The 13179-nt window shown below is 62.3% G+C and carries 11 protein-coding genes; 5 read left to right on the top strand and 6 right to left on the bottom strand.

Annotation, left to right across the window (positions count from 1 at the left end; genetic code table 11):
- Positions 1-28: 28 nt before the first annotated feature.
- Positions 29-1999: a transglycosylase SLT domain-containing protein gene (locus GH656_RS02030; RefSeq protein ID WP_153076516.1), complete on the bottom strand. Its 1971-nt coding sequence runs from the start codon at positions 1997-1999 to the stop codon at positions 29-31.
- A gap of 20 nt (positions 2000-2019) precedes the next feature.
- Between GH656_RS02030 and GH656_RS02025 the strand changes: the two genes are divergently transcribed.
- Positions 2020-2616 carry a 5-formyltetrahydrofolate cyclo-ligase gene (locus GH656_RS02025; RefSeq protein WP_246184185.1) on the top strand — a complete coding sequence of 199 codons (597 nt, stop codon included), beginning with the start codon at positions 2020-2022 and terminating at the stop codon, positions 2614-2616.
- A gap of 6 nt (positions 2617-2622) precedes the next feature.
- On the opposite strand, the gene GH656_RS02020 is transcribed toward GH656_RS02025, so the two are convergent.
- Positions 2623-3135 (bottom strand): winged helix DNA-binding protein, encoded by a 513-nt coding sequence (locus GH656_RS02020; RefSeq protein WP_153074359.1) that lies wholly within the window; start codon positions 3133-3135, stop codon positions 2623-2625.
- Between the two features lie 197 nt (positions 3136-3332).
- Here GH656_RS02020 and pxpB point away from each other — a divergent pair, with 197 nt between their 5' ends.
- From pxpB to GH656_RS02000, 4 genes are all read left to right on the top strand, one after another.
- Positions 3333-3992 carry a 5-oxoprolinase subunit PxpB gene (gene pxpB, locus GH656_RS02015; protein WP_153074358.1) on the top strand — a complete coding sequence of 220 codons (660 nt, stop codon included), beginning with the start codon at positions 3333-3335 and terminating at the stop codon, positions 3990-3992.
- Entirely contained in the window at positions 3989-5047 is a 1059-nt protein-coding gene (locus GH656_RS02010) for a 5-oxoprolinase subunit C family protein (protein WP_153074357.1), read from the top strand. The genes pxpB and GH656_RS02010 overlap by 4 nt, the downstream gene beginning before the upstream one ends.
- Before the next feature lie 180 nt (positions 5048-5227).
- Complete coding sequence (pxpA, locus tag GH656_RS02005; protein ID WP_153074356.1) at positions 5228-5980, top strand: 5-oxoprolinase subunit PxpA; 753 nt, start codon at positions 5228-5230, stop codon at positions 5978-5980.
- Between the two features lie 608 nt (positions 5981-6588).
- On the top strand, positions 6589-8385 hold the full coding sequence (locus GH656_RS02000; protein ID WP_153074355.1) for a tetratricopeptide repeat protein: 1797 nt from the start codon (positions 6589-6591) through the stop codon (positions 8383-8385).
- Positions 8386-8889: 504 nt separating this feature from the next.
- On the opposite strand, the gene GH656_RS01995 is transcribed toward GH656_RS02000, so the two are convergent.
- From GH656_RS01995 to GH656_RS01980, 4 genes are read right to left on the bottom strand one after another with little or no spacing between them, the layout of a single operon-like run.
- Complete coding sequence (locus tag GH656_RS01995) at positions 8890-10218, bottom strand: TraB/GumN family protein (RefSeq protein ID WP_246184184.1); 1329 nt, start codon at positions 10216-10218, stop codon at positions 8890-8892.
- Complete coding sequence (locus GH656_RS01990; RefSeq protein ID WP_153074354.1) at positions 10211-11230, bottom strand: peptide ABC transporter ATP-binding protein; 1020 nt, start codon at positions 11228-11230, stop codon at positions 10211-10213. The genes GH656_RS01995 and GH656_RS01990 overlap by 8 nt, the downstream gene beginning before the upstream one ends.
- Positions 11227-12228, bottom strand: a complete 1002-nt coding sequence (locus GH656_RS01985; protein WP_153074353.1) for an ABC transporter ATP-binding protein — start codon at positions 12226-12228, stop codon at positions 11227-11229. Before GH656_RS01985 ends, GH656_RS01990 begins: the two co-directional genes overlap by 4 nt.
- Before the next feature lies 1 nt (position 12229).
- On the bottom strand, positions 12230-13150 hold the full coding sequence (locus GH656_RS01980; RefSeq protein WP_153074352.1) for an ABC transporter permease subunit: 921 nt from the start codon (positions 13148-13150) through the stop codon (positions 12230-12232).
- Positions 13151-13179: the final 29 nt, after the last annotated feature.

Here is a 13179-nt window from a genome sequence, read left to right as displayed (position 1 = left end):
GCGCGCGTGGCTACAGGTAGTGCTTACGTTACGGCGTGATGTAACCCAAACGTTCTTTCAGCGATTGCGGGCGGCCTTCGAACAGAACCGCGTAATACACCGTGTTGGACAGCACATTTTTCACGTAATCGCGGGTTTCCTGGAACGGAATGGATTCAGCGAAAATCGCGCCTTCAACCGGCCCGGGCAACATTTTGCGCCAGGCGCGAGGCCGCCCTGGGCCTGCGTTGTAACCGGCAGTGGCCAGCACCGGAGAGCCATCGAACTGGTTATAGACCATCGCCAGATAGTTGGTGCCCAGCAAGATATTAGTGTTGAGGTCGTTCATCTGCGCCCGCGACACCGGCCCCATGCCGATTTTTTTGGCGACCAGCTGAGCCGTGCCCGGCATGAGTTGCATCAGGCCGCTGGCACCCACTTCCGAACGTGCGTTCAGGATGAAACGCGACTCCTGGCGAATCAGCCCATATGCCCATTCGACATCGAGACCATTGGATTGCGAATCGCGCTCGACAATCTCGCGGAACGGCGACAGATAACGCAGCGAGAAATCGTGTTCGACTTTGGTTTTATCCGCTGTATTGACCGCACGGTCCAAGAGCTGGATGCGGCGGGCGTATTCGGCAGTGGCAAGCAATTCGCGGTCGCTCATGCTGCGCAGCGGCCAGTTCCATTCGCGGTTGCCTTCCAGCCGTAAATTCAGTTGATAAAACCGTTGCGCCAGCGCGAGGCCCGGCGTCATGCCAGCTTGCTGGACCTCTGCGTCGGTCACGGTTGTTTTGGCTGGAACGGTGATTTTCTGGCCAAGCTCTTCTGCGGCCAACTGGCCATAGAAGTTAAAGCCCTGGGCGATCTGGGCGAACTCCTGGTTAGCCTGCGCGCTGTCGCCACCTTGCTTCAGCGCGCGAGCATGCCAGTAGATCCAGGCAGGCTGGTTGCGCAGCGTGGCGGGCATCTGCTCGATCGACCAGCGCACCATCGCCCAGTCGCCCGCAACCAGTGCCATCCGGGTGCGCCATTCGTAAGCCGCACTGGACAGCGCGCCGTTAGCCGACAGGCGATACCAGTCGACCGCACCCGGCATTTGTTTAACGGCTGCCTGATAGCCAATCGTGCCCCAGCCTGTGGCGCGCTCTGCCGCGCTCAGCGATGGGGCAACCGTGGCAAATGTGGTGGCGGCGAGCGCTGGATCGTTACGCGCCATGCGGGCGACTGCCAGCAAGGCCAGTTGATGCGACGGAGTATCTGGGCCAACGCCCCGCGTCAGCACCAGCGGCGGCGTGCTAACCGCCTGATTCAGCAACGCCGGGTCCGGGCTCTGCGCGCCAAGCGCGTCAACCAGCTTGCGGCCGGTGGTGGTTTGGTTCTGTTCGTAGGCGAGGCGAATCTGCTGCCAGACATCGTCGCTGGAAAACTGCTGGCTGGCAGCCAGCGACGACACCAGATCAATGCAGCCATCACCAAACTTGCGCGGCTCGACCAGCAGCGCCCGGGCTGCGTCCGCTACGTTCTCGCCGCGCGCGGCACGCGCTTCAAGTGCATAGCATTTCACCTGGGTGTCGTCATCAAGCACGAAGCGGGCATACTGCGGCTCAAAATTGCGCCAGTCGCGGCGAGCACCCAGCACCAGCAGATAGTCGTTGCGCATGCGGTCAGCAATGGCCTGCCCGTCGTACTTTTTCAGAAAGGCAAGAATCTGCTCGTCCGGCGCATCGGCCCGCGCCTTGCCCTGTGCATCGAAAAGCTGTGGCTTGAGCTGGAAATACTCCAGATAGGAAGGAGCCGGATAACCAGGGATCAGGGCCGCCAGTTGAGCCGCCCGCGCCGCATCGTTCTTACGTGAGGCTTCACGTAGCTGGATGAAGGTTTGATCGTCATTGGAGGGGGTAAAAACAGGCACCGGCTGCGCGCCGGCCAGCGACACATTGCACCCGGCGAGTAACGCCACGGCAAGTGTCCGGCCAGCCGCGCGATATACTCGGACAAGGCGATTTGACATCATTGTTTCTGGAGTACGAAGTGGACCCAAGCATAGCATGCAACCCCCTGCCGGAATCGAAAACAGTCCTGCGTCAAGCCCTGCTGAAAGCACGCCAGCAAAGCGCTACCGACCCTCTCTGCAACGCCGCGCTAAACCGTCATGTACTTGATGCGTTAAAGCGTTTTACTCCGTCATGCGTAGGAGCTTACTGGCCGCTTTCTGGCGAATTTAATTTACGCGGGGCACTCGCCATCTGGCTTGCGCTCGATCCTGAGCGGCGGATCGGCTTGCCAGTGATCGAAGCCCACCGGGCACCGCTGAAATTTCATCGGTGGACGCCCGATATGGTCATGCGGCCAGGCTATCACGACATTCCCGAGCCAACCTCGGGCCAGCCTGTCATACCTGACCTGTTATTTGTGCCGTGCGTGGGCTTCGATACCGCCGGTTACCGGCTTGGCTATGGCGGCGGTTTTTATGACCGCACGCTGGCGGCCTGGCCGGGTGACACCCGGCCGCTCACGATTGGCCTCGCCTACGAAAGTGGACGCCTCACCCAGCTCCCCCGGCAGCCGCACGACATCCCGCTCGACTCCGTGCTCACCGAAACCGGCTGGCACACGGCGCAGCGCTAACCCCTGCTAAAGCGAAGCAGCGGCCCGCGCCGCTGTGTCGTACAAACCCGAGGCGTGGCGCAGCATTTGCGCCGCCACGCCAATCTGCTCGTTGGTCAGGCCGCTTTCGCGCAGCACCCCAATCAGGCAGTTCTCCCTCACCTCCCGGTACTTCAGGCATAAGGTGCGCCCCGCTGCGGTCGTCGAAAAAAGCACTTCTTTGCCGATTTTTTCGCTTTTTACATAGCCTCTTGTTACTAACTTTTTGAGCGCATAAGAAGCGATATGCGTGTCTTCGATATTCAGCACGAAACAGATATCGGCCAAGCCCTTATGGCGCTCCCGGTGACCGACGTGATGGAGCAGCGAAACCTCGATAGCCGTCATGTCCTTGCAACCAGCGGCAAGCATGCAGCGCATCATCCAGCGATTAAAGGCATTGCCCGCCATGATGAGCCCGTATTCAAGCTCGGACAGTTCTGCACTCACATCGGAAACAAGGTGATTCGAAGAAACAAACCGGGTTGACGAACTCCTCATGCCAAAGCTCTCCAGAAAGACGGGCAATGCCAGGCAGTGTACGTCGCACCCGGCTCACGGTATTCCGGGAAAAATCACCAGCCCGGAAAAAGAATGATTTGTCGAGAATCTCTGATGCATCGTACATACTGGCGCACCGGGCCTTCCCGGTGTCCTGACCCGTAACCTGCTGTTCCGCTCTGCTCGCACCACTCATCATGATTCAGCCACGTATCTTCCCTTTCGGTGACACCGCCCTGGTTTGCGAGCTGCCGCCGCCCGCGACGCTCCTGCGCCAACGGCGGATCTGGGCCGTGGCCCAGGCGGCGCACAACTGGCCGCATGTACAGGAGGTGGTGCCGGGCATGAATAACCTGACGCTCGTCTTCGATCCGCTGCAAGCCGACAGCGCCGCGCTAAGCGAGCAACTACGGGCTGCATGGCACGCCGCCGGCAGCACCGCCGAACCCGCTGCGGGACGCACGGTCGACATCCCGGTGCATTACGGCGGCGCGGATGGGCCTGATCTGGCGGCCATCGCTAGCCATACCGGGTTCAGTGCCGCAGAGGTCATCGAGCGCCATAGCCAGGCCGAATACATGGTGTTCTTCGTGGGCTTTCAGCCAGGCTTTGCCTATCTCGGCGGACTCGATGCCGCGTTGCATACGCCGCGCCGGGCCGTGCCCCGGCTGCAAGTCGCCCCCGGCTCGGTTGGCATCGGCGGGGCTCAGACCGGCATCTATCCCACCGCCTCGCCAGGCGGCTGGCAATTGCTCGGCCGCACCGCACTCGCACTGTTTGAACCTTCCCGCACCCCAGCCGCGCTGCTACAGCCAGGCGACCGGGTGCGCTTCAGTGTCGCAGGGGTCGTCACATGATCGACGTCATACGTTCAGGTTTGCTGAGCTCCGTCCAGGACAGCGGCCGTCACGGTTACCGGCATGAGGGCGTCGCGCAAAGCGGTGCGCTCGATGCGCTAGCACTCGAAGTCGGCAATCGCCTGGTCGGCAACCGGCCTGGCACGGCGGGCCTGGAAATGACGGTCGGGCCGATCGTGCTGCGCTTTCTGCGCGCCACGCGGATCGCGCTCACGGGTGCGGAATTCGGCGCGACGCTTGATGGCAAACCGGTCTACGCGTGGTGGAGCCAGCCCGTGCAAGCCGGGCAAGAACTCGTGTTGCCTGCTGCACGCTATGGCATGCGCAGCTATTTGTGCGTGGCGGGCGGCATTGACGTGCTGCCGGTGCTGGGGTCGCGCAGCACCGATCTGGCAGCGGGCTTTGGCGGCCTCGGCGGCCGCGCGCTGCGCGATGGCGACCGGCTGCCTGTGGGCTCCCCCGGAGCGCAGGCCTGTATTAACGGCTTCAGCCCCGAAGCCCCGGCCTTTGGCATCAAAGCCCCCGGCTGGTGCAATTTCACGCGCCAGCAAGAACCTTTACGGCATATCTGGTCAGCGGCAGCAGGCAGCGCGTCGGCCGTCGAATTTCGCGTGCTGATTTGCCCGGAATACAGTCATTTCACGCGGGAAGCCAAACACACGTTCTGGTCTGACGAATGGCTCGTCACCGCGAACAGCAACCGCATGGGCTACCGGCTCGAAGGACAGGCACTGCAGTCCAGCAGCCAGCACGAGCTGCTTTCTCATGCCGTGCTGCCTGGCACGATCCAGGTGCCGCCCAATGGCCAGCCCATCATCTTGATGAGCGATGCGCAAACCACCGGTGGCTATCCCAAGATCGGCGCGGTCATTCAGGCGGATCTATGGAAGCTGGCTCAGGTGCGGCTCAACCGGCACATCCGGTTTATTCCCGCCACACCCGATGAAGCGCTGGAGGCTTTGCGCGAAACCCAACGTTATTTAAAGCAGATCGACGCCGCAATCGCACATCACCGGCAGCGGGATCTCGCACGCGCGGCATCTGTCACCGCCTGACGGATCTGGAGGCGGATCGCAGGTGGCAGGTGGCAGGTGGCAGGTGGCAAGTGGCAAGTCACAAGTCACAAGTCACAAGTCACAAGTCACAGGTCGCAGGTGGCAAGTCACAGGTCGCAGGTCGCGGCAAGCAATAAGCAGCAAACAACAAACGCAAATAGCAGCAGGCAGGAGAAAGAGATGGAAATAGATTTGAACGCCGACCTCGGCGAAGGCTGCGGCTCTGACGAAGCGCTGCTGGAACTCGTCAGCTCGGCCAGCATCGCGTGTGGCTGGCATGCGGGCGGGGCCAATGCGATGCATAACTGCGTGCGCTGGGCGGTGGCCAAAGGCGTTGCCATCGGGGCCCATCCCAGTTTTAACGACCCGGAGAACTTCGGCCGCAAGGAAATGCAATTGCCGCCCAATGAGATCTATGCGGGCGTGCTGTACCAGCTTGGCGCACTCTCGGCCATCGCTCAGGCCGAAGGCGGGCGCATCGCGCACGTCAAACCACACGGCGCGCTCTACAACCAGGCCGCGCGTGACCCTCAGGTAGCCCGCGCGATTGTCGCGGCGGTCCACGACTTTGATCCATCGGTGGCAGTGTTTGCGCTCGCGCGCAGTGGCCTCGTGCGAGCCGCACGCGAGGTTGGCCTGCATGCGGTCGAAGAAGTCTTTGCCGATCGCGCCTACCGTGCCGATGGCTCGCTGGTGCCGCGGAATGAACCGGGCGCGCTGCTCGACGATGAAGAGATGGTGCTCAAACGCACGCTCTCGATGGCGCGCGATCAGCGAGTGCAAACGATTGAAGGCCAGTGGCTAACCCTGAATGCTCAGACGATTTGCCTGCATGGCGACGGCCCGCACGCACTGGCGTTCGCACGGCGAATTCGCCGTGCGCTGGAGCAGGAAGGGATTGAAATTCATGCGGCGGGGCTGGTTCATAGCTGAGCTTGTAGCGCACGGCGAGGACGGGGGGCGAGAGCGAGGCCTCCGGATCAGGTGATGGGCCTGCGCGCTTTGCCGTTTCTGATAAGCCTGTGCTCCGTTTTTCAGCCATTTCCGCTAGCGTCTTTTTGCTGCCTTCTTGCTTTCTTCTTTCCGTCTTCTTGCCGTCTTCTTGCCGTCTTCTTGCCGTCTTCTTGCCGTCTTCTTGCAGTCTTCTTGCTTTCTTTCTACTACCTTCCCGCCCTCTTCTCACCCTCTTCTCACCCTCTTCTCACCCTCTTCTCACCCTTTTCTTGCCCTTTTCTTGCCGTCCTCCCGCCGTCTCCCCCCGCTACATTCCCGCCGCCTCCCCCGCTACCCCACCCATCCCTCTCCTGCGTGCTAGCGCGGAAAGCCCACGGCAAAACCATCGGCAACGGACGAAGCGCCGCATGAGCCTCCAAACAGATTCACGATGCAGCAGCCCTCCCTTGTCAGCACACTCTGGCGTCAACTTCAGAACTATCTGATCGAATTTCCGCTCATCTACCGCTAATCTTCCCGATTCCCCTTTCTGAACTGGTTCGCGCCGCGCCCGTGCATACCCGGCGTGACACGGTCCGGCACGCAACATGCAAACCATCCAGCCCACGCCAGAAGCCTCTACCGAAGCATTGTTCAGCGCCGCCTTCAAAGCTCATCAGGATGGCGCACACGCTCTAGCCGCGACGCTTTACCAGCAAACACTCGCTCAGGCACCCAGCCACACTGACGCACTGCATTACTACGGCGTGCTCGAACACCAGCGCGGCGCGCATCAGGCTGCGGCCACACTGCTCGATCAAGCGCTTCGGCTCAACCCCCTCGGGGCGGAATGTTTCAGTAACCGTGGCCTGGTTGCCTGCGCCCTCAACGACCCCGACACAGCACTGCACTGCTATCACGCCGCACTGGCGCTGCGCCCCGATTACGCCGATGCCCATAACAACCTCGGCATCCTGCTGCAAAACCGCCAGCAAACCGACGCAGCGCTTGACCATTACCGTCAGGCCCTCTCGTTCGAGCCGTCGCACACCAGCGCCTGGCACAACCTGGGCCAGGCGCTGACCCGCCTCAAGCGGTATGACGAGGCACAGCACTGTTACAAGGCCCTGCTCGCCCTCGCCCCCAAAGCCGCTGAGAGCCACTTCGGCTACGGCAACATGCTCAAAGCCAAAGGCGATACCGAAGCGGCCATCGCCAGTTTCCAGCGCGCCATCGAACTCCAGCCGGGCTTCACCCAGGCGCTCGTCAATCTGGGTACCGTGCTGGGCCATCAAGGGGCTTACCACGAAGCCGAGCAGCATTACCGCCAGGCGATCGCGCTTGATCCCAGCCCAGCTCATCTGGTCTGCCTCGGTGCGGTGCGCGGCATGCTAGGCGCTCACGACGACGAAGAAGCGCTTTATCACCAGGCGCTGGCCATCGAGCCCGAACAGCCCGACGCGCGACAAAATCTGGCCTGGCTCTACCTGAAGCGCGGTGACTATCGCCAGGGATGGCGCGAATACGCGAAGCGCTGGCGTCCTTGCGATTACTCCGACATCTCTGCCGAAGGCATCCCCAAATGGGAAGGTGAGCCGCTTGCGGGACGCCGCCTGCTCATCGCCGGAGAGCAGGGCTTTGGCGACCATTTTCAGTTTCTGCGTTACGCGCGTCTGCTTGAACAGCGTGGTGCACAGGTCGACGCCTGTGTACGCGAGCCGCTGCTCGAAATCGCCCGGAGCGTGCCAGGCCTGACACGCGTGTGGAGCGACATACCGCAAGACGGTAACCACTACGATTTCTGGGTACGGCTAATGGACATCCCGTCTTACGTCGGCACCGAGCTCTCCACCATCCCGGCCGAGGTGCCATACCTCTTCACTGATCCAGTGAAAATCGCCGCCTGGAAGCCCCGGGTAGAAGCCGCGGCACAGCACAAGCGCTGCAAGGTTGGGCTGGTGTGGCGCGGTAGCGATAAAGGCGTGCCGAGCCGGATGATGACGCTCAGCGCATTTGAGCCGTTGCTGGCCAACACTCAGGTGGCCTGGTTTTCACTGCAAAAGGGCCCCGCCCAGGCGCAGATCGACACCCTCCCCGCCTCGCTGCGCCCAATAGATTTCAGCGCCGATCTACATAATTTCTCTGATACGGCTGCGCTCATCATGAACCTCGACCTGGTGCTAGCGATAGACACCGGCGTCGCCCACCTAGCCGGTGCTCTGGGCAAGCCCGTGTGGGTCCTGCTACCGGTCGGCGCTGACTGGCGCTGGCTCGAACATCGCAGCGATTCGCCGTGGTATCCCACCGCACGGCTCTTCCGCCAGACCACGCACGCCGACTGGCAAACGGTGACCACCGAAGTCGGCACTGCGTTGCAAACGATGCTCGACGAGCAAGCCACCTGATCCTTGTGAGGCCTCGATGCGTCGAGGCCTCATGGCCTTTCACCCTGCCTCCACCACCACCCGCTGGCGCAGCAATTGCAGCACGCCTTTGCGCCTTCCCAGATGCAGCGCGCCTATCGCCACGAACACAGGCTTGAAACGATGCTCGACGGGCAAGCCACCGGATCCGCCCGAGGCCTCATGACCTCACCGCCTTTCACCCTGCCTCCACCACCACCCGCTGGCGCAGCAATTGCAGCACGCCTTTGCGCCTTCCCAGATGCAGTGCGCCTATCGCCACGAACACAGGCTTGAAACGATGCTCGACGGGCAAGCCACCGGATCCGCCCGAGGCCTCATGACCTCACCGCCTTTCACCCTGCCTCCACCACCACCCGCTGGCGCAGCAGAATTGCAGCACGCCTTTACGCCTTCCCAGATGCAGTGCGCCTATCGCCACGAACACAGGCTTGAAACGATGCTCGACGGGCAAGCCACCGGATCCGCCCGAGGCGTCGAGGCTTTTCACCCAGCCTCCACCACAAACCCCCGCTGGCGCAGCAGTTGCAGCACGCCTTTGCGCCCGCCCAGATGCAGCGCGCCTATCGCCACGAACACAGGCTTGTCCGGCCCGGCGAGCAGCAGCATGCGCGTCACGAAACGGCGGTTGCGTTCAAACACGATCTTGCGGTTAATGGCGGCTGCCAGCGCCGGGGTGCGCGCCAGTTGCTCCGACTTCGCGGCTTCCCATGCGGCAATGGCGTCGGCGTCGCCCACTCGCCATAGCCGATGCAAGGTCTTTACATCAGCCACGTTGGCCGCAGGCGTCTGCACCAGATCCTGTGCCAGCATTTCGCGCTGCTGCGCCAAGGTCAAACCGGTGAAAGCGCGCATCTGCTCCGCCAGCGTTTCCAGCCCGACAATCTTGCCGCGCGTAGCCAGATAGACGTTCTGCAACTGGGCTTCCGTGCCGTATTCGGTTTGCAAGCCTGCACTCAGCGAATCATAGGTTTCAACCACCAGCGCGGCGAGCCACGGCCGCATCCGGCGAATCGCATCGAGCGCCGCCGGATTGCCCCGCAAACGGGCCGACAACCTGCGCCAGAGTGGCTCAGGCAAAAGCCCCGGCAGGCAGTCACGAGGACAAACGCCGTACTTCGACACATCGTCCTGGGAGACCAGCAAATCATCCGGTGATAACTCCAGCGCCAGCGTGCGTGACGCAGAGAGCGCCCCGAGAATCGGGCGGCGAAAAATCTGGTTGGGCAGGTAATCAGTCGGGGCAGCCGCGTGCAGCGTGCCCAGCAAGTAGAGCGTGGTCGTGCCGCGGGTAGCGACATAAAACGGCATGCGGGCAGGTTGCACCCGGACGGTGCCGCTCGCGGTCGTAGCAGGATTAGCGGGCGGGGAATGAAAACCTGGCAGCGTCGCACGCGGCACTGGTGTGACGGGAAGCGAGGCGGGCACAACAACACGGGAGTTGGAGGCAGTAGCCACGGCCTGCCTGACAACCGCTGCGCCTGCGGCTCTGCCCGGCGTCGCGCGGGCATTGAGCGCGGCGGCGGTGGAATCGGCGTAAGCAGGCAGTTGAGCGGGCAGTTGCAGCATCAGCACGCCCAGCGCCACGGGCCACCACGGCCGGTATCTGCGCCGCAGCGCCGAGCGCATCGGCCTGCACCTTTGGGCAGCCAGGCCATGCATGCCATTGGCACTGGCATTGGCACTGGCATTGGCACTGGCATTGGCACTGGCACTGGCACTGGCACTGGCACTGCCATTGGCACTAGCCCCCGCCTCTGTGCCATCCCAACGCGGGCGGCACGCACGAAATCGCGCCGCCCATATTTCAGGCATCCCGCTCCCCCACCTCCTCTGCACGATGGCACGCTACCTGGCGGCCATCCACCGCACGCAAATGCGGCTCTTCACTACGGCAACGCTCAACCGCATACGGGCAGCGTTGATGAAAAGTGCAGCCCGAAGGCGGATTCAGCGGCGACGGCAACTCGCCCTGCAAACGAATCTGAATGCGCCGGTCCGCTTCGAAAATCGACGGTGTGGCCGACATCAGCGCCCGGGTGTACGGATGACGTGGCCGGGCGAAGATCGTCTGGCGCTCGCCCAGCTCCACCACGCTGCCGAAGTACATCACCATCACGTCATCGGCGATGTGCTCCACCACCGACAAATTGTGCGAAATGAACACATAGCTGGTTTTGAACTGCTCTTGCAGATCCATGAACAAATTCAGAATCTGCGCCTGGATCGACACATCGAGCGCCGATACCGGTTCGTCCGCGACAACAATCTGTGGCTCAAGAATCATCGCCCGGGCAATCGCCACGCGCTGCCGCTGGCCGCCCGAAAACATATGCGGATAACGTTTGGCGTGCTCGGGCCGCAGCCCTACCGTGCGCATCATCAGCGCGATCCGTTCGCTGCGCTCGCTAGCACTCGCGTCAGTGTTGATGGCCAGCGGTTCCGCCAGTGTCTGCTCGACGGTCTTGCGTGGGTTCAGCGAAGCAAACGGGTTTTGAAACACCATTTGCACCCGGCGGCGTAGCGCTGCAATTTGCGCTTTGCTGGCTCCCGCCACGTCGTCGCCGTCGATCAGCAAGCGGCCCGCCGTGGGCGTTTCGATCATCGTCAGTTGGCGCGCCAGCGTGGATTTGCCGCAACCGGATTCGCCCACCACGGCGAGCGTCTTGCCGGATGCCAGCGAAAACGACACGCCATTCAACGCCTTCACCGCGCCGTGTGCAAAGAGGCCACGCCGCACCGGGTAATGTTTGACCAACTGCTCAGCGATCAGCACAGGAGCAGCACCCGGGGGCGTGTCGCGCCGAGGTTCGAAGACTGCGCTCATCGTGGGCCTCCGCCATAAAGATTTGCGTCGCCGTGCAGGTTCAGCGGTTTAATGCAACGCGCGAGCGCCGCTTCATCGTGGAACGGCACAGCCTCTAGCGCGGGCCGCGCCTTCAGGCAGTCATCCACCCGATACTTGCAGCGCGGCGCAAACAGGCAGCCAGCGGGGCGGTCATCGCGCCCGGGCACCATCCCCGGCAACGCCGACAGCCGTTTCGCCCCGGCGTTGTGCTCTGGAATCGCGGCTAGCAGGGCTTCGGTATACGGATGATGTGGCGCAGCGAAAATCGCTGGCACCCGGTTGATTTCGATCACTTCGCCGGCATACATCACCGCCACGCGCTGCGCGACTTCCGACACCACCGCCAGATCATGCGAGATCAGCACCAGCGCCATGCCGTGCTCTTTTTGCAGCGTCACCAGCAACTCCATGATCTGCGCCTGGATCGTCACATCGAGTGCCGTGGTCGGCTCGTCTGCGATCAGCAGCCGGGGATTGCAGGCCACCGCCATCGCAATCATCACGCGCTGGTTCATGCCGCCCGACATCTGATGCGGAAATGAGGCGATCCGGTTTTTCGCATCGGGAATGCCAACCTGATCGAGCAGCTCCAGCGTGCGCCGTTGCAGCGCGTCGCCGCGCAAGCCCTCATGCAGCTTTAGCACTTCCTTGATCTGATAGCCCACCGTGTAGCTTGGGTTCAGGCTGCTCAACGCGTCCTGGAACACCATCGCAATGTCTTTGCCAATGACCTTGCGACGCGCCTTGGCAGAGGCCTTTAGCAAGTTCTGGCCGTTAAACGTGATCTCATCCGCGCTGACCTTGCCTGGCGCGTCGATCAGGCCCATCAGCGCCATCATCGTCACGCTCTTGCCCGAGCCCGATTCGCCCACCACGCCGACCACTTCGCCAGGGGCGACCTCCAGGTTGAGACGGTCAACCGCAGGCAGGCCATCGAAGTTCACCGCCAGATTACGGATGGTCAATAAATTGCTCATGTCAGGCCATCCGTTTTAGTTTGGGGTCCAATGCATCACGCAACCCATCACCGAGCAGGTTGATCGCCAGCACCGAGATCAGGATCGAAAGGCCCGGCATGGTGACGATCCACCAGGCGCTGTCGATGTAATCACGCGCCGATGCGAGCATCGCTCCCCACTCAGCCGAAGGCGGCTGCACACCAAGGCCGAGAAAACCTAGCGCCGCAGCATCGAGAATCGCCGACGAAAACCCAAGAGTCGCCTGCACGATCAGCGGCGCGGTGCAGTTGGGCAGCACCTGCGAAAACATCAGCCGCAGCGTGCCCGCGCCCGCCACGCGCGAAGCCATCACGTACTCTTTTTGCAGCTCGCCCAGCGCGGAAGCGCGGGTGAGCCTGACATAACCCGGCAGCGCGACGATCGCAATGGCGAACATCGTGTTCATCAAACCAGGGCCGATAATCGCCACCACCGCCACCGCCAGCAACAGCGAAGGCAACGCCAGCAGCACATCCATCACGCGCATGATCGGTGTGTCCGCCCAGCGCTCGAAAAATGCAGCAATCAGGCCCAGCACGATGCCGGGCAACAGCGCCAGCACCACCGAGACAAAGCCAATCCAGAACGACAGCCGTGCGCCGTACATCAGACGAGAAAGAATGTCGCGGCCCGCTTCGTCGGTGCCAAGAATGAACTGCCAATTACCGCCATCAAGCCAGGCGGGCGGAATCTTGACGAAATCGCGGTACTGCTCAATCGGGCTATGTGGGGCGATCAGCGGTGCGCTCAACGCAACCAGGATCAGCAACAGCACGACCAGCCCCGCGCCGACAGCCCCTCGGTTACGCGAAAAATTCGTCCAGAATTCGCGCAGCGCCAGCCCACCAGCACTGCTCGCAACCGGCACCTGAGGCACTGGACTTTGGATCTCGGAGCTCATGCGCGGCCCTCCCTCAAGCGGCCAGCCAG

The sequence above is a fragment of the Paraburkholderia bonniea genome, from assembly GCF_009455625.1.
Taxonomy (GTDB): Bacteria; Pseudomonadota; Gammaproteobacteria; order Burkholderiales; family Burkholderiaceae; genus Paraburkholderia; species Paraburkholderia bonniea.
This window is presented reverse-complemented; position numbering and strand designations above follow the sequence as displayed.